Origin of the sequence: Moritella viscosa, from assembly GCF_900120065.1 — a bacterium.
Classification (GTDB): domain Bacteria; phylum Pseudomonadota; class Gammaproteobacteria; order Enterobacterales; family Moritellaceae; genus Moritella; species Moritella viscosa.
The window spans coordinates 1-19,979 of sequence record NZ_FPLG01000100.1 but is presented as its reverse complement, the minus strand read 5'-3'; the positions used below and the strand labels follow the sequence as shown (position 1 = coordinate 19,979).

19 protein-coding genes and 1 rRNA gene are annotated in these 19,979 nt (G+C 39.9%); 7 read left to right on the top strand and 13 right to left on the bottom strand.

What is annotated here, in order from left to right; all coding sequences use genetic code 11:
- Position 1: 1 nt before the first annotated feature.
- The 3 genes from gspE to gspC are packed head-to-tail and all read right to left on the bottom strand — an operon-like array spanning position 2 to position 4,521.
- The gene (gspE, locus tag BT797_RS15205; protein WP_045108745.1) at positions 2–1,501 is read right to left on the bottom strand and encodes a type II secretion system ATPase GspE; all 1,500 of its coding nucleotides are present in this window, start codon (positions 1,499–1,501) and stop codon (positions 2–4) included.
- A complete protein-coding gene (gene gspD, locus BT797_RS15200) occupies positions 1,502–3,595 on the bottom strand; it encodes a type II secretion system secretin GspD (RefSeq protein WP_045108744.1) in 2,094 nt (697 codons plus the stop codon).
- A gap of 53 nt (positions 3,596–3,648) precedes the next feature.
- Positions 3,649–4,521: a type II secretion system protein GspC gene (gene gspC, locus BT797_RS15195; RefSeq protein ID WP_045108743.1), complete on the bottom strand. Its 873-nt coding sequence runs from the start codon at positions 4,519–4,521 to the stop codon at positions 3,649–3,651.
- A 421-nt stretch (positions 4,522–4,942) separates the two neighbouring features.
- Here gspC and hslR point away from each other — a divergent pair, with 421 nt between their 5' ends.
- The 5 genes from hslR to BT797_RS15170 all read left to right on the top strand — a co-directional run bounded on the left by hslR (position 4,943) and on the right by BT797_RS15170 (position 11,081).
- Positions 4,943–5,341: a ribosome-associated heat shock protein Hsp15 gene (hslR, locus tag BT797_RS15190; RefSeq protein ID WP_045108742.1), complete on the top strand. Its 399-nt coding sequence runs from the start codon at positions 4,943–4,945 to the stop codon at positions 5,339–5,341.
- A 19-nt stretch (positions 5,342–5,360) separates the two neighbouring features.
- Positions 5,361–6,242: an Hsp33 family molecular chaperone HslO gene (hslO, locus tag BT797_RS15185; RefSeq protein ID WP_045108741.1), complete on the top strand. Its 882-nt coding sequence runs from the start codon at positions 5,361–5,363 to the stop codon at positions 6,240–6,242.
- Positions 6,243–6,406: 164 nt separating this feature from the next.
- A complete protein-coding gene (pckA, locus tag BT797_RS15180; RefSeq protein ID WP_045108740.1) occupies positions 6,407–8,038 on the top strand; it encodes a phosphoenolpyruvate carboxykinase (ATP) in 1,632 nt (543 codons plus the stop codon).
- A gap of 172 nt (positions 8,039–8,210) precedes the next feature.
- Positions 8,211–8,696 carry a transcription elongation factor GreB gene (gene greB / locus BT797_RS15175; RefSeq protein ID WP_045108739.1) on the top strand — a complete coding sequence of 162 codons (486 nt, stop codon included), beginning with the start codon at positions 8,211–8,213 and terminating at the stop codon, positions 8,694–8,696.
- A gap of 48 nt (positions 8,697–8,744) precedes the next feature.
- On the top strand, positions 8,745–11,081 hold the full coding sequence (locus BT797_RS15170; RefSeq protein WP_045108738.1) for a Tex family protein: 2,337 nt from the start codon (positions 8,745–8,747) through the stop codon (positions 11,079–11,081).
- 141 nt (positions 11,082–11,222) lie between these two features.
- Here the strand turns inward: BT797_RS15170 and tuf are convergent, their stop codons facing one another.
- The 8 genes from tuf to BT797_RS15130 form a co-directional block, all read right to left on the bottom strand.
- Complete coding sequence (gene tuf, locus BT797_RS15165; RefSeq protein ID WP_045108737.1) at positions 11,223–12,407, bottom strand: elongation factor Tu; 1,185 nt, start codon at positions 12,405–12,407, stop codon at positions 11,223–11,225.
- A 64-nt stretch (positions 12,408–12,471) separates the two neighbouring features.
- Positions 12,472–14,565 (bottom strand): elongation factor G, encoded by a 2,094-nt coding sequence (gene fusA, locus BT797_RS15160; protein WP_045108736.1) that lies wholly within the window; start codon positions 14,563–14,565, stop codon positions 12,472–12,474.
- Positions 14,566–14,633: 68 nt separating this feature from the next.
- Positions 14,634–15,107, bottom strand: coding sequence for a 30S ribosomal protein S7 (gene rpsG / locus BT797_RS15155; RefSeq protein ID WP_017223615.1), 474 nt, complete (start codon positions 15,105–15,107; stop codon positions 14,634–14,636).
- Between the two features lie 84 nt (positions 15,108–15,191).
- Positions 15,192–15,566: a 30S ribosomal protein S12 gene (gene rpsL / locus BT797_RS15150; protein ID WP_019443185.1), complete on the bottom strand. Its 375-nt coding sequence runs from the start codon at positions 15,564–15,566 to the stop codon at positions 15,192–15,194.
- Between the two features lie 228 nt (positions 15,567–15,794).
- Positions 15,795–16,085 (bottom strand): sulfurtransferase complex subunit TusB, encoded by a 291-nt coding sequence (gene tusB, locus BT797_RS15145; protein WP_045108735.1) that lies wholly within the window; start codon positions 16,083–16,085, stop codon positions 15,795–15,797.
- A gap of 14 nt (positions 16,086–16,099) precedes the next feature.
- Positions 16,100–16,456, bottom strand: a complete 357-nt coding sequence (gene tusC, locus BT797_RS15140) for a sulfurtransferase complex subunit TusC (RefSeq protein WP_045108734.1) — start codon at positions 16,454–16,456, stop codon at positions 16,100–16,102.
- Between the two features lie 22 nt (positions 16,457–16,478).
- Positions 16,479–16,877, bottom strand: a complete 399-nt coding sequence (tusD, locus tag BT797_RS15135; protein WP_045108733.1) for a sulfurtransferase complex subunit TusD — start codon at positions 16,875–16,877, stop codon at positions 16,479–16,481.
- A 13-nt stretch (positions 16,878–16,890) separates the two neighbouring features.
- Entirely contained in the window at positions 16,891–17,274 is a 384-nt protein-coding gene (locus BT797_RS15130) for a RidA family protein (RefSeq protein WP_075472669.1), read from the bottom strand.
- A gap of 337 nt (positions 17,275–17,611) precedes the next feature.
- On the opposite strand from BT797_RS15130, the gene pyrB reads away from it, so the two are divergent.
- Entirely contained in the window at positions 17,612–18,544 is a 933-nt protein-coding gene (gene pyrB, locus BT797_RS15125) for an aspartate carbamoyltransferase (protein ID WP_045108731.1), read from the top strand.
- A gap of 4 nt (positions 18,545–18,548) precedes the next feature.
- Complete coding sequence (gene pyrI / locus BT797_RS15120; protein ID WP_075472667.1) at positions 18,549–19,010, top strand: aspartate carbamoyltransferase regulatory subunit; 462 nt, start codon at positions 18,549–18,551, stop codon at positions 19,008–19,010.
- Between the two features lie 60 nt (positions 19,011–19,070).
- Here pyrI and BT797_RS15115 read toward each other — a convergent pair whose 3' ends face one another.
- Positions 19,071–19,631 (bottom strand): DUF1415 domain-containing protein, encoded by a 561-nt coding sequence (locus BT797_RS15115; protein WP_045108729.1) that lies wholly within the window; start codon positions 19,629–19,631, stop codon positions 19,071–19,073.
- A gap of 184 nt (positions 19,632–19,815) precedes the next feature.
- Positions 19,816–19,931, bottom strand: a 5S ribosomal RNA gene (rrf, locus tag BT797_RS15110).
- Between the last annotated feature and the right edge of the window lie 48 nt (positions 19,932–19,979).

Sequence of the window (19,979 nt, the reverse complement as noted above, 5' to 3'; positions counted from 1 at the left end):
CTTATCCCTCTCTTGTCACACGAAGTACTTCTTCTAAGGTAGTAACACCTTCAAGTACTTTAGCGAGACCATCTTGACGGATACTCGGTGTGAACGGTCGAATATGACGTTCTACAATCTGTTCGCCGGCACCACTGTGGATCATGTCTCGCACATCTTCATCGACAATTAATAATTCATGAATACCAGTACGACCCCGATAGCCTGTATTGTTACAGTTTTCACAGCCTTTCGGATGATAAATAACTGTCGCGTCTGCAACTCGATTAGAAGCCAATTGCTCAAGTTCGCGCTCTGTTGGCGGTGCCCCCTCTCGACAATCGGGACAAAGCGTTCGTACTAATCGTTGTGCTAATACGCCTAATATACTTGACGATAATAAGAAGGGCTCTAATCCCATATCACGTAAACGAGTGACGGCACCTACTGCGGTATTGGTATGCAAGGTAGATAATACGAGGTGACCCGTTAAACTGGCTTGCACGGCAATTTGCGCAGTTTCTAAATCACGAACCTCACCAATCATTACTACATCGGGATCTTGGCGTAAAATGGCACGTAAACCACGTGAGAAGGTCATATCAACTTTTGGATTAACTTGCGTTTGTCCAATGCCATCAAGTTGATATTCAATTGGATCTTCAACCGTTAAGATATTTCGATCTTTGCTGTTAATATCCGATAGCGCAGCATATAAGGTCGTACTCTTACCCGACCCTGTAGGACCAGTAACTAAAATAATACCGTGCGGTTTATGAATAAGTTCAGACATCTTATTACGATTATCTAACGTCATCCCTAAATGCTTTAATTCTAATTTAGCGTTATTCTTATCAAGTAAACGCATTACCACACGTTCACCAAAGCTCGATGGCAGAGTTGATACACGCACGTCAACACCACGTCCACCAATTCGCAACGAAATTCGCCCATCTTGGGGAACACGTTTCTCCGCGATGTCCATTTTTGACATGACTTTAATTCGTGAAATTAACAGTGATGCCAATTTTCGGTTCGGTTTCAAAATCTCTCTTAATACGCCATCAATCCGGAAGCGGATGACAAGTGCACGCTCAAATGTTTCCACATGAATATCTGAAGCCCCTTCTTTGATCGCTTCACTGAGCATCGCATTAATCAGTTTAATGATCGGCGCATCGTCATCAGACTCCAACAAATCTTCTTCTGTTGGTAACTCCTCAGCTAACGTAAAGAAATCAACTTCATTACCAATATCCTGCATTAATTGTCTGGCTTCTGATGAGTCACGTTGAAACACATCTGTCAGTTTTAATTCAAATGCCTCATCACCTAATAACACCAATTGAAACGCTTGGCCAAGGTTACGGCGTACTTCAAGTACCGTACTCGGCGCAACATCGGCTTTGTGATATAACACCCAGCCCTGTTCAGCTTCACTTAGCACCACACCAAACTTTTTGGCGAACGAAAAAGGCAAGCGTTCGCTTTCACTTACCTCTCCATAATCTTGAGTACTCATCTACTCAGCCTCATTTGTCGTTTTAGGCTTCGTTCTCATATCAAATTCAACCGTTTGATTATCTTGCTCTTCTAGATATTTACGAACTGCAGGCGAAATAATACGCTCTTCATCAAATTTAGGTAACACTGGAACATCAGTAAACGGCATCAATGCGACACCTTTTTCTTGTTGTAGCAACTGATTTGCACGCATTAAACTGTACTTACGATTGCTGATACCACGAATCGATGCATTATCACGAATAATGGTCGGTTTAATAAAGATCATCAGATTACGTTTTGAAGTGCTTGATGATGTAGACTTAAATAAATTACCGATCCAAGGAATATCACCGAGCCACGGTACCTTGGAAATACTTTCAGTCACTTTCTCATCAAGTAAACCACCAATCACGATCGTTTGCCCACTGTCCGCTAAAATAGTTGTATTTACTTGACGCTTCGCAAAGGTCACATCCACCGCAGTAGAACCCAATACATGTGATACCTCTTGTTCAATTGTTAACTGTACTGCATCACCTTCATTGATTTGTGGCGTAACTTTTAATTTAATCCCCACTTCTTGACGCTCAACCGTCTGGAACGGATTTTTATTATCCGAACCGGTTGAAGAGCCTGTAATAACGGGCACTTCTTCACCGACAATAAATGTAGCTTCTTGATTATCGAGCGTCATAATACTTGGCGTAGCAAGAATGTTAGAATTAGAATCATTAGCAGCAGCTTGAATAATAGCACCGAAACTTTTCGACCCATTCATAACCCCAAGTATCATGCCATTCACACCACCAAGTGCTGAAGCAAGTGCTGAAGTATCACCAGAAGTTTTAGACTCCGTAGTTGTTTTTTTACCTGTAGCAGGGTCCGTATGAATAGTTGTCGTAATTTTATCCTGTGCATCATAAATACCACCACCAAGAGCCCCCAAAGAGACCTGCTTGCCATTGTTATATTGTGTGCCTCCGGCTGCAGTTGCCCACTGAATGCCAAAGTCAATGCCATCACCTTCTGATATTTCGACAATAATCGCTTCGACTAATACTTGTGCACGGCGAATATCAAGCTGACTAATAACTTGTTCTAAGGTACGCATCACATCAGGCTGTGCGGTTATCACCAATGCATTGGTATCTTCATGCGCTTCAATACCTAAGTTTGATTTTGAACTCGATTTTGATTTAGATTTACTCGATGAACCAGATGTCCCCCCTTCAATAGAGTTACTCACCCCTTTTAAAACATCGGCAACTTCTTTGGCATTCGCATATTTTAAATAAATAACCCGGGTATTACCTGTGCTTTCTAATTCGCTATCAAGCTGTTGGATTAATTTAGCAACACGTTGACGCGCTTTAGGATCACCACTAATCACAACCGCGTTAGTTCTGTCATCGGCAACAATTTTAGGTTGTAAGATGCTAGGTATCTTAGACTTACCATCGCCTTTGGTCACACTATCAATAATACGAACCATCTCACTAGCAGATGCGTATTTAAGGTGAATAATATCAACAGCCTGATCTCCCGCTTTATCGACACGGTGGACAATTTCAACTAAACGATTAACCACGGCCGCGCGGCCAGTCAGCATTAACACATTAGACGGCTCATAATGCACTACGTTACCGCCACCGGCATTATCATTTAATTGGCGTAATAACGGAGATAGCTCACGTACCGATACATTGTGTACAGGTACTACACGCGTAACCATTTCATCACCTTGACCAGGGTTTTTATCGTCAACCACAGGAATGCTTGATGTTTTTGCTACTTTGCTTTTAATGACTTTAAGTACACCATTATCCATCTTAACAACGGAATAACCATATACATCTAAGACGTTAAGAAAGAACTGATAATACTGTTCTTCATTTAATAGATCGTAACTACGAACATTAACCTTCCCGCGTACGCTTGGATCAATGATCACCGTTTTATTTAAGTTTTTACCCACGACGTTAATAAACTCATTAATATCTGTGCCTTTAAAACTCGCAGAGTAATCGGTTGCCATGGCCATACTGCTCATACCTAGCAATATACCCGAGGCTAATACGGTTAATTTTTTTCCAACGTTATTAAGGTTCATCTTTATCCTTAGCTACCTAAGTTACCGGCTTAAAAAGTGTGTCGCTCAAATGGCTACTCTGGCATACTTAAATAAATACTGTGTAATTGTCCATCACGCTCAACGGTCAGGGACATTTCGGTCAAGTCTTTCAGTTGCTTGGCAACTTCCATTGCTTGGCGAGTATCCGTTAAATCATATCCATTTAACGATACGGCGAGATCATTTGGTTTTAAACCAACTTCTTTAAATAATTCACGATTTTTACCTGGATTAACACGATAACCCGCTAATTTCCCATTCGTGCGAACAGGCGAAATACGTACATAATCGGTAATGCTGGCAGGGTTTGCTAATAAATCTTTACGTAGATTAGAAAGGTCTCGAGGTGCTTTGCTTGAACTCTCGTTATGAGGCTGTCGCCCGCTCGTCTCACGAGTAAACTCCTCACCATCTAACATTAACGTTTCTAAGTTACCTTTATATTTAATGATGACACGATCAACCAGTACCTGCTTTAACACCGCATCCGTCGAACCAATCTCATCCTCAATCCCATACGTATCTTGCTTACCTTTAAGCTCGATAATGGCTAATGCAAGACTTGGTTCGCTACTCGCGACAAGACCCGCTAAAATTAATCTCAAGCGTGTTTTGGGAGCGTCAATATTTTGAACTACGACAGGCGCCTGGGTCTCAGTTTGTTGCAGACCAAACAGGTGTAAATTTCGGAGTGTATTTAACTCATAGCTTTTTATTTGCTTACCATCTTGGCCAAATACAGGTTGCCATGATGTCACAGATTCTGATTTTTCTGGCCATAACTGCCAAGTTAACACCGCCGATTGATAACAAAATGCAGCGAGTAACAAGTAACAACAAAAGGTCGCAATTTGTTTTTGTGGTAGTTTGATTATAAGCTGCTTAAGCGCCTCTAAATTATCCATTTTTGTATTACCCTAGTACAGCATTACTTTCAAAATAAGGTACGTTTACCAACGCCTTGATAAATTCGAATAAAAGTCATAATTCTAACTGACTAATAGTAGCTCTCTGGTTGTATCCGTACAAGGCTTAACAGCACAAAATGAATAAAATCAGTCGAATAATGGCTGGCAATTAATACTTTTGGATAAAGCTAGCATATGTCAGCGTTAACCTTTAAAGAATATATGAATTCTAATTATTCGCCACACAATTATTGCAACACTTACAAATGAAACAATGGTGAAAGAAATGTGAAATCAACGACATCATTTAGTTAATTAAATGTGTATTTAAGGTCAATAAAAGACTCTCTTACTGCTTTATTTATCTGTTATAATCAGGTCAATAAGATCGTTTATTTGGAATACGGTTACATTCAATATGTCAAAAAATACCAAACCAGATAGTGATGTGCGTTTTGACAAGTGGTTATGGGCTGCACGGTTTTATAAAACCCGCGCGATTGCCCGAGAAATGATCCAAAGTGGTAAGATTCGCTACAATGATCAACGCACAAAACCCAGTAAAACCGTTGAGTTGGGTGCAACAATAAAAATAAAACAAGGCTTTGATGAAAAGGAAGTGATCGTAAAGCAGCTTTCCGCACAAAGGAGAGGGGCACCAGAAGCGGCTACTTTGTATGAAGAAACACCAACCAGTGTTGAAAAGCGTGCACAAAATGATGTCGCGCGTAAACTGAATACATTGTATAACCCTAGCCCTGATAAACGTCCCGACAAGAAACAACGTCGAGAACTATTGCGGATAAAAAATCATTAACTTTAACGTCGAGAATATTATGAGCCAGAAAGATTTATTACACCGTTACCTATTTGAAGAACATCAAGTGCGTGGTGAGATTGTACAACTTGAACAAAGCTTTATTGATATTTTAGAAAACCTAAATTATCCAAGGCCTATTCAACGCCTACTCGGTGAGCTGCAAGTTGCAACAAGTCTATTAACCGCGACATTAAAATTTAAAGGCTCTATCACAGTCCAGTTACAAGGTGACGGTCCGGTGACACTTGCAGTTATTAATGGTAATGAAGATCTTGAATTACGTGGTGTGGCTCGCTGGAATGGTTCAGTACCAGACACAAACAATGTAAAAGAATTGATTGGTAAAGGTGTGATGGTTATTACTGTCTCACCAGACAAAGGCGAACGTTATCAAGGCATCGTTGATCTTGGTGGCGAGACTTTACAAGAATGCTTAGAACAATACTTCGAACAGTCAGAACAGCTAACAACACGTTTGTGGTTCCGTACTGGTAAAGTGGGCTATAGAAAACAAGCTGCAGGCATGATGCTACAAAAATTACCAGCATCAGATGACAAGAAAAGTTCACATGAAGATTTTGAACACCTAGTCGCATTAACAGCAACGATAAAAGATGATGAATTATTTAATCTTGATGCTGAAGATGTGTTAGTACGACTTTATCACCAAGAAAAAGTACGCTTATTCGATCCACAAACCGTGTCATTTAAATGTGGTTGTTCACACGAACGTAGTGCAACAGCATTACTTAGCGTAGCAAAAGAAGAGTTACTTGATATTATTGCTGAAAAAGGACAAATAGAGATGCACTGTGATTATTGCGGTTCGCTTTATGCCTTTAATGCGGGAGATGTAGAAGATATTCATTCACCGCAAATTGGCAACCCAGTACATTAAACAAGATGTGAATAAGAGTGTAGCAAATACACCGTAGCACATCGTTTAACACTGCTAAATTTAATAATAAGGGTGCCGTTAGTGCACCCATTAAATTTAATTTGCAAACCAACTTAATTTAATCTGAAACAATAAATTAAACTCTGTACCCCCAGGAGATACCAATGACAGAAGTAAAAAATAAAAATACAGTTATTGGCGCCACTATCGATCTATCGGTATATGGCATCAAGGATGTTGAAGAAATCGTATATAACCCTTCTTACGAGCTACTTTTTGCAGAAGAAACAAAAGCAGGCCTAGAGGGTTATGAAAAAGGGACTGTCACTGAATCAGGTGCAGTTGCCGTTGATACTGGTATCTTTACTGGTCGTTCACCCAAAGATAAATATATTGTTCGTGATGATACAACTCGCGATACAGTATGGTGGTCAGATCAAGGTAAAAATGATAACAAAGCGATCTCTCAGGACGTATGGAATGATCTGAAAACACTTGTAACACAACAACTTTCAACAAAACGTTTATTCGTTGTTGATACTTATTGTGGCGCAAATGCTAACACACGTCTAAAAGTTCGTTTCATCACCGAAGTTGCATGGCAAGCGCATTTCGTTAAGAACATGTTCATCCGTCCTAGCGAAGCAGAATTAGCAACTTACGAACCCGATTTCGTGGTAATGAATGGTGCTAAATGCACAAACCCAGATTGGGAAAAGCACGGCCTAAATTCTGAAAACTTTGTTGCTTTCAATTTAACAGAAAAAATTCAACTTATCGGTGGTACTTGGTACGGCGGCGAAATGAAAAAAGGTATGTTCTCTTATATGAACTACCTATTGCCACTACAAGGTATTGCATCAATGCATTGTTCAGCAAACGTAAGCTCTGACGGTGAAACAGCAATCTTCTTTGGTTTATCTGGTACAGGTAAAACAACATTATCAACCGACCCAAAACGCCAATTAATTGGTGATGATGAGCACGGTTGGGATGATGATGGCGTATTCAACTTCGAAGGTGGTTGCTACGCAAAAACAATTAAATTAAGTGCAGAAGCGGAACCTGAAATATTCGGCGCAATTCGTCGTGATGCACTACTTGAAAACGTAACCGTACTTGACGGTGGCGTAGTCGATTATAACGACGGTTCGAAAACAGAAAACACACGTGTTTCTTACCCTATCGAACACATTGAAAATATCGTTAAGCCAATCTCGAAAGGCGGTCACGCAAATAAAGTTATTTTCTTAAGTGCTGATGCATTCGGTGTTTTACCACCAGTATCTAAACTCACACCAGAACAAACTAAATATCACTTCCTATCAGGTTTCACGGCTAAATTAGCCGGTACTGAACGTGGTATTACAGAACCAACACCAACATTCTCTGCCTGTTTCGGCGCTGCGTTCCTATCGCTTCACCCAACCAAATACGGCCAAGAGCTTGTTAAACGTATGGAAGCATCGGGCGCACAAGCTTACCTAGTTAATACGGGTTGGAATGGCACTGGTAAACGTATTTCAATTAAAGATACGCGTGCCATCATCGATGCAATTCTTGATGGTTCAATTGAAAAAGTGGAAAGTAAAACGATCCCTTACTTCAATTTAGAAGTACCAACAACACTACCAGGTTGTGATACTAAGATTCTTGATCCACGAGATACATACGAAGATGAAAATGTATGGGAAGAGAAAGCGGTAGCACTTGCAAAACGTTTCGTGAGCAACTTCGAGAAGTTCACTGACAACGAAGAAGGCAAAGCATTACTTGCTGCAGGTCCACAACTTTAAACTTTATTTAAGTTGATATTTATACCAATTTAAATAATGAGCAATAATGAACAAAAATGCCAGTATCGAGTCATCGACCTGGCATTTTTTATACCTGTCATAACGAAAATGAGCTATTCAGCTGTGCTATTGCTATAATTTCTCTTCAATATAATTTAAGAAGGTCATAGCATTGGCTATATCAAACTTAATCACCCGAGTGGGCTGGGAAACTTTAGACAAACGCCTTAAATTTCTCTGGAAAGAAGAACGACCAAGAGTCACAAAAGTTGTGTCTTGGGCTGCGTCTCTAGGTGATCGCAGTGAAAATGCTGACTACAAAGAAAATAAACATTTACTGCGTACCATCGATCGCGAAATTCGCTTTTTAGTTAAACGTCTCGAAGTATTAGAGATCGTCGATTATCGTCCACAACAAGATGGCACTGTCTATTTTGGCGCCTATGCCGAATTAGAAGATGATGATGGTACCGTAATCCAGTGTCGTATTGTCGGCCGTGACGAATTAGACCCAAAACGAAATTTTGTTACCGTTGACTCACCAATGGCAAAAGCCCTTATCGGGAAACAAGTTGATGATGAAGCGATAGTGCTCACGCCTGCGGGTAGTAAAACTTGGTATATAAACAAGATCCAATACACCCCATTTACAGAGTAATAATCCGTATTTATGTCATCACAAATCTATTCATTTTAAGGATCCAAAGTGTCTAAATTAGCTATTCTGATCGCGCAAGAGATTAATGCGCATGTACGCCAAATTAACGCTGCAATTACCCTACTTGATGACGGGGCGACCGTCCCTTTTATCGCCCGCTATCGAAAAGAAGCCACTGAAGGCTTAGATGATGGTCAATTAAGAACATTAGAACAGCGCTTAACCTACTTACGTGACTTAGAAACGCGCCGTGAAACAATTTTAAAAAATATCGCTGAACAAGATAAGTTAACCCCACAGTTAACAGCCGCTATCAATACAGCAGAAACAAAAACACGTTTAGAAGACCTCTATTTGCCCTTTAAAACCAAACGCCGTACGAAAGGCCAAATAGCAATTGAAGCAGGGTTAATACCATTAGCAGAATCTCTGATTGCAAATCCACAACAGCAGCCGCTCAAACTCGCCAAACAATTTATCACATCAGACACTAATTTTGCTGAACCAGAGCAAGTATTAGAAGGAGCTAAATTTATCCTGATGGAAAAAGCCAGTGTCGATGCAGAGCTTATTGCCAAAGTACGTAAACAATTACTTGCCTATGCAACACTAGAATCAAAAGAAAATAAAAAATCAGCCACTGAAGACAGTAAATTTAAAGACTACTTCAGCCACAGTGAAGGGATCAAAAAAGTACCATCACACCGTATGCTTGCCATGTTACGTGGTAAAAATGCCGGTGAGTTACAGATTGGCTTAAACGCAGATCCCGAATTTACTGAAAAAAATGCCACCAGTTATTGTGAAGTTATTATCGCTAAACACCTCGGTATTAGCTATCAAAACAAACCTGCAGATGAATGGTTAAAATCGGTTGTTCACAGTAGTTGGAAACAAAAATTACTCAGCCAATTAGAAACTGAGTTAATCGGTAAAATGAAAGAGTCCGCAGAAGTCGAAGCCATCAAAGTATTTGCTGCTAATCTGACAGCCTTACTAATGGCATCCCCAGCAGGACCAAAAGTTACCCTTGGACTTGATCCGGGATTACGCACAGGTTCTAAAATTGCGGTTGTTGATGCAACGGGTAAATTACTTGATCACACGACTATCTATCCACATGTTCCACAGCAACAATGGCAGCAATCATTATCAACGCTAGCGGCACTATGTCAGCGTTATGGCGTAGAGTTAATCAGTATTGGCAACGGTACTGCATCACGAGAAACAGACAAACTGGTAGCCGAATTAATCAAAGAAAAACCAGCACTGAAATTACAAAAAATAATGGTCAGTGAAGCAGGGGCTTCTGTGTACTCAGCATCAGAGTTGGCTGCGAATGAATTCCCAGAACTTGATGTATCGATTCGTGGTGCGGTATCGATTGCTCGACGTTTACAAGATCCACTCGCAGAACTGGTAAAAATTGATCCCAAAGCTATTGGTGTTGGTCAATATCAACATGACGTAAACCAAAGCTTATTATCAAAACAATTAGATATCGTCATTGAAGATTGCGTAAATAAAGTCGGTGTTGATGTTAATCTGGCATCTGCCGCCTTACTCTCTCGTGTTGCAGGACTGAATAAAACTATCGCCGAAAATATTGTGAATTACCGTAATGATAATGGTCCGTTTAGCAAACGAAACGAGCTAAAGAAAGTTGCGCGCCTAGGCCCTAAAGCATTTGAACAATGTGCTGGTTTCTTACGTATCTTAAATGCGAAAGATCCATTAGACAGCACAGCAGTTCATCCAGAATCATACCCTGTAGTAAAAGACATAACGCAACAAACAGGTAAAAAAATCATAGAGATCATGGGTAATAGCGAACTGCTTAAATCGCTCAATCCACAAGATTATACCAATGCTAAATTTGGTCTACCGACAGTTCAAGATATTATTCAAGAATTAGAAAAACCGGGACGCGATCCAAGACCTGAGTTCAAAACGGCGACATTCAAAGAGGGAATTGAAAAAATAACCGATTTAAAGCCAGGTATGCAACTTGAAGGGATCATTAGTAATGTGACTAACTTTGGTGCCTTTGTTGATATCGGTGTCCATCAAGACGGTCTAGTACACATTTCAGCGTTAACCAATCGCTTTGTTAAAGACCCACACGAAATCGTTAAAGCAGGACAGATTGTAAAAGTTAAAGTAACAGAGATAGATATAGCCAGAAAACGTATTGCACTAACGATGCGACTAGATGATGAAGTACCAGTAGTAAGTAATCATACAATGACAAATAATAAGACTGAGCTTGAAAACCGTCATAAACCTGCGAAGCAACCACAGAGACAACATAAAATAGACGAGAGGTATTCAGGATTCAATAATAGTGCGTTTGCTGACGCCTTTGCTAATGCTAAGAAACGTTAATAGAAAAATAATGCTGTTAATTGAATAATAATGTGGCGGACTAAGTTCGTCACCTTTTCACTAACTTCTAATCTCATAAATTGTAGATGAAAAAAAGGCCGCCTAAGCGACCTTTCTATATATTGTTCAAACTAATCGAAATTAAGCGATTACTTTAGAAACAACACCAGCACCAACAGTACGGCCACCTTCACGGATAGCGAAGCGTAGACCTTCTTCCATCGCGATTGGGTTGATTAGCTCAACAACAAACTTAAGGTTGTCACCAGGCATAACCATTTCAACACCTTCTGGAAGCTCTACAGCACCAGTGATGTCAGTTGTACGGAAGTAGAACTGTGGACGGTAACCTTTAAAGAAAGGAGTGTGACGACCACCCTCTTCTTTAGAAAGTACGTATACTTCAGATTCAAACTTAGTATGTGGAGTGATTGAACCAGGCTTAGCTAGTACTTGACCACGTTCAACGTCTTCACGTTTAGTACCACGTAGAAGTGCACCAATGTTCTCACCAGCACGACCTTCGTCAAGCAGTTTACGGAACATTTCAACACCAGTACAAGTAGTTGTTTGAGTATCACGGATACCAACGATTTCTACTGCATCACCAACGTTAACGATACCTTGCTCAACACGACCAGTTACAACAGTACCACGGCCAGAGATTGAGAATACGTCTTCGATAGGCATAATGAAAGGCATATCGATAGCACGTTCTGGATCAGGGATATATGAATCTAGCGCGTCTGCTAGTTCAATGATCTTGTCTTCGTACTCTTTTTCGCCTTCAAGTGCTTTAAGAGCAGAACCCTGGATAACTGGTAGGTCATCACCTGGGAAGTCATATTCAGAAAGAAGTTCACGAACTTCCATTTCTACTAGTTCAAGTAGTTCTTCATCATCAACCATATCACATTTGTTCATGAATACGATGATGTAAGGAACGCCAACCTGACGTGAAAGTAGGATGTGCTCACGTGTTTGTGGCATAGGACCATCAGTTGCAGCAACAACTAAGATAGCGCCGTCCATTTGAGCAGCACCAGTGATCATGTTTTTAACATAATCCGCGTGTCCTGGGCAATCTACGTGTGCGTAGTGACGGTTAGGCGTATCATATTCAACGTGAGAAGTGTTGATCGTGATACCACGTTCTCTTTCTTCAGGAGCGTTATCGATTGATGCGAAATCTTTAGCTTCACCACCGTATACTTTTGCAAGTACGTTTGTGATTGCTGCTGTTAGAGTTGTTTTACCATGGTCAACGTGACCAATTGTACCTACGTTTACGTGGGTATTACTACGTACAAATTTTTCTTTAGACACGACGTGTACCTTCTAATTATCAGTTAAGCCTTTATCTTATGATAAAGACTACCAAAGTTAAACTTTATTTCGCTTCAATAATTTTGTCAGCGATGTTTTTAGGTGCTTCATTGTATTCAAGGAATTCCATTGAATACGAAGCGCGGCCCTGTGTAGCTGAACGTAGTGCGGTTGCATAACCGAACATTTCAGACAACGGAACCTTAGCATGAATAATTTTAAGGCCTGAGTGGCCATCATCCATACCGTCGATCATGCCGCGACGACGGCTTACGTCACCAACAACATCACCCATCCACTCCTCAGGAGTGGTAATTTCAACTTTCATCATAGGCTCAAGCAAAGCTGGACTTGCATCCAATGCGCCCTGTCTGCAACCAAATGATGCCGCGACCTTGAATGCCATTTCATTGGAGTCAACGTCGTGGAATGAACCACCGTGAAGTGTAACACGAACATCCATGATAGGATATCCTGCTAACACACCTTGGTCCATCTGATCTTTACAACCTTTTTCAACCGCTGGAATGAATTCACGAGGAACTTCACCATCAACGATTGCATCCACAAATTCAAAACCAGCGCCCGCTTCGAGCGGCTCTAATTTCAGCAGAACATGGCCATATTGACCTTTCCCGCCTAATTCGCGAATGAATTTACCTTCTGCTTCAACTGAATTACGAATTGATTCACGATATGCAACCTGAGGCTTACCAACGTTGCATTCAACGTTAAACTCACGACGCATACGGTCAACAATAATGTCCAGATGAAGTTCACCCATACCAGATATCAGTGTTTGTGCTGACTCTTCGTCAGTTTCAACACGGAACGATGGGTCTTCAGCCGCTAATTTACTTAGGGCGATAGCCATCTTATCTTGATCGGCTACTGTTTTAGGTTCCACAGCAATTTGGATAACCGGCTCCGGAAAATCCATACGCTCAAGAATTACTTTATGATTAGCATCACAAAGCGTATCACCAGTAGTAACATCCTTAAGACCAATTGCTGCAGCAATATCACCAGCACGTATTTCTTTCAATTCTTGACGATCATTGGCATGCATTTGCACTATACGACCTAAACGTTCACGCTTCTGTTTAACAGAATTATAAACGCCATCGCCCGTATTGACCACCCCAGAATACACACGTAAGAACGTAAGCGTACCTACGAATGGGTCTGTCGCGATTTTAAAGGCTAATGCAGCAAAGGGAGCGTCATCACTTGATCGACAAGTAATTTCGTTCTCATTATCATCAATACCATTGATATCTTTCACTTCCGTTGGGCTAGGAAGAAATTCAATCACTGCGTCAAGTACCGCTTGTACACCTTTATTTTTAAAGGCAGAACCACAAGTCGCAAGTACGATCTCGTTATTCAGCGTACGTTGACGTAAACCAGCTTTAATTTCTTCTTCAGATAATTCACCTTCTTCAAGGTATTTATCCATAAGCTCATCGTTAGCTTCGGCGGCAGCATCAACCAATTCTTCATGTAATTCTTCTGCTCGCTCAAGTAGATCTGCAGGAATATCGCCATAACTAAATGACATACCTTGATCTGCTTCATTCCAGCTAATTGATTTCATTTTAATTAAATCAATTACGCCTTCAAAATCATCTTCCGCACCAATGTTTAACTGGATAGGAACACAAGTCGCGCCCAGACGATTACGAATTTGGTCAATTACAGCGTCAAAATCTGCACCAGTACGATCCATCTTATTGACGAACACGATACGTGGTACTTGATACTTGTCAGCTTGACGCCAAACCGTTTCAGATTGTGGTTCAACACCTGATGCACCACAAAATACGACAACTGCGCCATCAAGTACTCGCAAAGAACGTTCTACTTCAATCGTGAAGTCAACATGTCCCGGAGTATCAATGATGTTGATACGGTGCTGCTTAAATTGCGCATCCATACCTTTCCACATTGTTGTTGTCGCAGCAGAAGTAATGGTAATACCACGCTCCTGCTCCTGTTCCATCCAATCCATAGTGGCAGCGCCATCATGAACTTCACCAATCTTATGTGAAAGACCAGTATAGAACAGAATTCGTTCTGTAGTTGTAGTTTTACCCGCATCAACGTGAGCACAAATACCAATATTTCGGTAGAGCTCGATCGGAGTTGTACGTGCCACAATAAATCCCTTACTAGGAAACCTAGACAGAAAATAATTGACGCAGATTTAAAATCTGCGTCCAAAAATTACCAGCGATAGTGAGCAAATGCTTTATTCGCGTCAGCCATACGGTGAACGTCTTCACGTTTCTTAACCGCAGAACCTTTGTTTTCAGCAGCGTCGAATAGCTCTCCAGCTAGACGAGCAGCCATTGATTTTTCACCACGTTTACGTGCTGCTTCAACTAACCAACGCATAGCTAGTGCATTACGACGAGAAGGACGAACTTCTACAGGCACTTGGTAAGTTGAACCACCAACACGGCGAGATTTAACCTCAACCGATGGACGAACATTGTCTAAAGCGATTTCAAAAAGCTCTAGGTGTGTTTTATCTTCACTTTTAGTAGAGATAGTTTCTAGCGCACCGTATACAATCGCTTCTGAAGTAGATTTTTTACCGTCTACCATTACGATGTTGATGAATTTTGCTAGGATTTCTGATCCGAATTTTGGATCTGCTAAAATTTCTCTTTTAGCTACGACGCGACGTCTTGGCATCTTTTATTCCTCGTTGTGCTTCAGGTATTACCCAAAACTAATAAATAGTTAACAGTTTGCTTGGCCTTACTAAACGAAGAATTATTAATTCTTAGGGCGTTTAGCACCGTATTTAGAACGACCTTTACGACGATCACTAACACCAGCTGTATCTAACGCACCACGAACTGTATGGTAACGAACACCCGGTAAATCTTTAACACGACCACCGCGGATTAAGATCACGCTATGCTCTTGAAGGTTATGGCCTTCACCACCGATGTATGAAGTTACTTCATAACCGTTAGTTAGACGAACACGAGCTACTTTACGTAGAGCCGAGTTAGGTTTTTTAGGAGTAGTAGTGTATACGCGAGTACAAACACCACGACGTTGTGGACAAGCTTCAAGAGCAGGAACGTTAGTTTTTGTAACGTTTCTTACGCGAGGCTTGCGTACTAATTGGTTAGTAGTTGCCATTTAAAATAGCTCCGTTGAGTTTTTTACGTGTGAAAAATCATCCCTAATATAGGGACGCAGAATTTTAGTCATTGCGCCTTTAGCTGTCAAGCATAAGAACAGTATTATTGAAAATAAATCAGTTTATTAACCAATAAATCGTAAATAAACCGCTTTTACAACACTAGTAGATAAAAACTTACCCATAGTTTATAGGGCGACAATGAAAATTCGTACAGTTCAGCTTATTTAATTCCAAGTCTGTACTTGTAAATGTGACACAGTAAGGTTAACAAATTCTAGGTAGCTAACTTGCTGACCTAGAATACATTTTAACCCTCTTGCATCCAGATCTTCAGTCAAAGTGTAAACACTTATCTTTGGTAGGAGATCTTGAAGTATTTTAGCATATTTATGCAGTGATGCCGTCATAACGACAGCATCTTGAATAAAGAGCAGCGCATCACCCTCATTGAGATAGCCTAGGCTATCAATGAATGTGTTTTTTGAGAATGGCGACGATTTAATAATATGAAGCATAATGTTATCACCAATCAAAAATTCAAAATAATAGCATGCTGGCGAATTCGTTGATTAATCTCTGCTTGTGGTAAACGTTCAGCATCGATAATCAACTCAATATCGCTTATACCTCGCTCTATAAGCGAGTCTGCGCACACATAAATGTTTTCGATATCATATAAGTCAAACAGTCCAAATGTAGGCGAAAAATCCCGACAAGCGATATTTTGAGGCTTTTGGTTACTGAGTAACTGATAAACGCCATCACCAATAAAAAACACACTTAACTCTTCCGTTAATGCAGATGTAGCAAGAATGGCGTCTTGTGTTTCTCTGGCTAGGCTACTGCCATGAGGAACTTGACGAGTAACGAACGCAACTCTCAACATATTTTCAACCAAATGTAGTTAATTAAAACTGGATAACCCGATCAGCAGTCATAATCGACTCGGCTAATTGACCTAGTCCGGTTAATTGAAATGGTAACTCAAGATTAAACTGATTCTTCCCAGTCCTATCCGCTTCACTTTGATCAATAACACCACGTCTCAACGCTGCACCTGAACATATATCTAAAGGAAATAGATGTTCACGAGCCATCACGAGCCAAGCATTATATAAATCAAATTCATCCGCTGCTGGAGATGTCAATATTGAGCCATTAAGCACACCATCATTATAAAAAAATACGCGTTGAATAGTATGACCTAACTCAACCGCTGACTTTACATAATGATAGGCGCTTAAAGCGTCTTGACTACCATACGCTGGACCTGTAACAAGTACAGCAATAGTGATCGATTTAGACATAAATGAGGCCTAATTAAAGTGTGTAAGCGATAGCTTCAACTTCAACTAATACATCTTTCGGTAAACGAGCAACTTCCACACATGAACGTGCAGGTGCATTTTCAGGAAAATAACGTGCGTACACTTCATTGAAGGTAGCAAAATCATTCATATCACTTAAGAAGCATGTTGTTTTGATTACTGTATCAGCACTTGCATTTGCAGCTTTTAGAACTGCCATTAGGTTTTCCATTACTAATTCAGCTTGCTCTTTCACGCCGCCTTTAATAATTTCCATTGTCTCTGGCACTAGTGGGATCTGTCCTGAAGTAAAAACCATATTACCAAGTTGATTAGCTTGTGAGTACGGGCCTAGTGCAGCAGGTGCATTCGTTGTTGAAATGATTTTTTTACTCATTGTAAGTTCCATAAATTTATCAATGCTCCCATGTTCAGAGCGAATATATTGCGCTATCTACACGCATTATATTTAATAACACGCGTAATAAGCAAATATAGAACAACGAATAGTTTAAACTTTATAGATTTTTTTACATGAAATTAATTTGATTAGTGCTTTCTGTCGTTTTTATTTTAAGCTAAAATTACCAATTGTGTTTAGCGGATTAGAGGGTTAACGAATGTTCATATCATTAGACCATATAACCTTCCCCCTATGCATGCAAACTTGTAAAGCCTCATAACTATTCATATGAGGCTTTTTTTTGGATAATTCTGATCATCAGGGCACAAAAATGGTAAATCCGTTATTTAGAAAACATATAGTATCTATCAATGATATCTCACGTAATGAGCTAGAACTTATTGTTAAAACTGCGGCAAAACTAAAAAATAAGCCACAGCCCGAACTTTTAAAAAATAAAGTAATTGCGAGCTGTTTCTTTGAAGCATCAACTCGCACACGATTATCATTTGAAACCGCTATCCAACGATTAGGTGGGACAGTTATTGGCTTCGATAATGCCGGTAACACCTCACTTGCGAAGAAAGGTGAAACGCTTGCCGATTCAATCAGTGTGATTTCAAGCTATGCAGATGCCTTTGTGATGCGCCACCCTCAAGAAGGTGCAGCAAGATTAGCATCAGAATTCTCCAACGTACCTGTTATTAACGGCGGTGATGGCTCTAATCAACATCCCACACAAACATTGCTTGATCTGTTTTCAATTTACGAAACACAAGGTCGCTTAGATAATTTAAATATCGCATTGGTGGGAGATCTTAAATACGGTCGAACAGTTCATTCTTTAGCACAAGCCCTTGCTAAGTTCAGTGGCTGCAAGTTCTATTTCATTGCACCAGATGCATTAGCGATGCCTGGATATATCTGTGATGAGCTTGATGAGCACGATATCAGCTATGCCTGTTATAACTCAATTGAAGACGTAGTACCTGAAATTGACGTGTTATACATGACTCGTGTACAAAAAGAACGTTTTGATGAAACAGAGTATCAACACATGAAAGCCGGCTTTATTTTATCTGCCAGTTCATTAAAAAATGCAAAAGATAATTTGAAAGTACTGCACCCATTGCCACGCGTTGATGAAATCACTGTCGATGTTGACAAAACACCATACGCGTATTACTTTCAGCAAGCTGAAAATGGTGTATATGCACGTGAAGCACTACTTGCTCTTGTATTAAACGAAACAATCGGAGGATAAGATAATGAAAAGCAATCATATGCAAGTAGAGGCTATCTGTAATGGCTATGTTATTGATCATATCCCATCAGGACAAGGTGTTAAAATTCTCAGACTATTTTGTCTTACGAATACCAAGCAGCGTGTTACGGTTGGTTTTAACCTTCCAACTCATAATGGTGCAACCAAAGATTTAATTAAAGTTGAAAACACTGAGATAACCAAGCCACAAGCGAATCAATTAGCACTGCTTGCACCAAATGCAACCATTAATATAATTGAAAATTTCGAGGTGACAGATAAGCATGCGTTAGCATTGCCAAAAGAAGTTGAAAACGTATTCCCGTGTCCAAACTCAAATTGTATTACACACGGCGAACCGGTTATTTCATCTTTTACCATTAAAATGATCAAGGGTAATATCGGTCTAAAATGTAAGTATTGTGAAAAAACATTTTCAAAAGAAATTGTAACTGCACAAGTTTAATTCAAATTAATCCAGAGCTGCTTCTCAATGATACAGCTCTGTTATGTTCGTTTTATAGAATTATTTAGTTTTCACATTAAAACACGCTTCTAATTCCGCTTTAATTTCCTTAAACCCCTTTTTTCGTAATAATTCAACATTACGTTCAGGGATTTCCTCAGGGTTCGGAAATAGTCTCAATACCCGCGCCATCTCATCTTCACGAATAATATGCAGTATTGGATAAGGAGAGCGATTAGTAAAGTTAGCAGCATCTTGCATTGTCGTGTCATCAAAACGATATTTAGGGTGCATATGCGCTAATTGATAAACACCTTCGTAGTCCTGCATTTCCAATAAATCATTCGCATAATCAATTAAATCGAGGAAATCATCAAAGTTACTACTCAATTTAGGAATAACAACTAATGTTGTAGCTATATCTTCATTGGTATCTAAACGAATAAACTCAGCATTAACACATTCTAATAACTCAGTTAAATCAGTCCCATCAAGTACTGCACAATGAATTGTTTTTCGCTCTAATTCTTTCTTCGCAAAAGGACAAATATTGTATTTAACAATAATATCTTTCACCCATTTTAGCGTCTGTAACTTAATTATTTCATGGTTATCAGTCATACAAGGATCCTAAACATCTTAATTTAAGTAGTTAACCACAAAATTAGTGATTTAATCTAAAGTGGTGAAAGTATATTTGATTATATTTTAACTTTAACAGCTAATAATTTACAGGTATAAAAAAAGCCGATATCAATGATATCGGCTTTTTTCGTTCAAGACGGTGTCTTAAATCTAATTTAGCATTTGGCGATGCCCTACTCTCACATGGGGAAACCCCACACTACCATCGGCGTTATTACGTTTCACTACTGAGTTCGGAATGGGATCAGGTGGTACCGCAACACTATGGTCACCAAGCAAATTTGGTTTGCTTTCTATATAGAAACTTACGTTTCATTTTTAAAC

Excerpts from the sequence above, each read along its gene's own strand:
- gspE (WP_045108745.1), bottom strand. The coding sequence starts at position 1,501 with ATGAGTACTCAAGATTATGGAGAGGTAAGTGAAAGCGAACGCTTGCCT.
- gspD (WP_045108744.1), bottom strand. The coding sequence starts at position 3,595 with ATGAACCTTAATAACGTTGGAAAAAAATTAACCGTATTAGCCTCGGGT.
- gspC (WP_045108743.1), bottom strand. The coding sequence starts at position 4,521 with ATGGATAATTTAGAGGCGCTTAAGCAGCTTATAATCAAACTACCACAA.
- hslR (WP_045108742.1), top strand. The coding sequence starts at position 4,943 with ATGTCAAAAAATACCAAACCAGATAGTGATGTGCGTTTTGACAAGTGG.
- hslO (WP_045108741.1), top strand. The coding sequence starts at position 5,361 with ATGAGCCAGAAAGATTTATTACACCGTTACCTATTTGAAGAACATCAA.
- pckA (WP_045108740.1), top strand. The coding sequence starts at position 6,407 with ATGACAGAAGTAAAAAATAAAAATACAGTTATTGGCGCCACTATCGAT.
- rpsG (WP_017223615.1), bottom strand. The coding sequence starts at position 15,107 with ATGCCAAGACGTCGCGTCGTAGCTAAAAGAGAAATTTTAGCAGATCCA.
- rpsL (WP_019443185.1), bottom strand. The coding sequence starts at position 15,566 with ATGGCAACTACTAACCAATTAGTACGCAAGCCTCGCGTAAGAAACGTT.
- tusB (WP_045108735.1), bottom strand. The coding sequence starts at position 16,085 with ATGCTTCATATTATTAAATCGTCGCCATTCTCAAAAAACACATTCATT.
- tusC (WP_045108734.1), bottom strand. The coding sequence starts at position 16,456 with ATGTTGAGAGTTGCGTTCGTTACTCGTCAAGTTCCTCATGGCAGTAGC.
- tusD (WP_045108733.1), bottom strand. The coding sequence starts at position 16,877 with ATGTCTAAATCGATCACTATTGCTGTACTTGTTACAGGTCCAGCGTAT.
- BT797_RS15130 (WP_075472669.1), bottom strand. The coding sequence starts at position 17,274 with ATGAGTAAAAAAATCATTTCAACAACGAATGCACCTGCTGCACTAGGC.
- pyrB (WP_045108731.1), top strand. The coding sequence starts at position 17,612 with ATGGTAAATCCGTTATTTAGAAAACATATAGTATCTATCAATGATATC.
- pyrI (WP_075472667.1), top strand. The coding sequence starts at position 18,549 with ATGAAAAGCAATCATATGCAAGTAGAGGCTATCTGTAATGGCTATGTT.
- BT797_RS15115 (WP_045108729.1), bottom strand. The coding sequence starts at position 19,631 with ATGACTGATAACCATGAAATAATTAAGTTACAGACGCTAAAATGGGTG.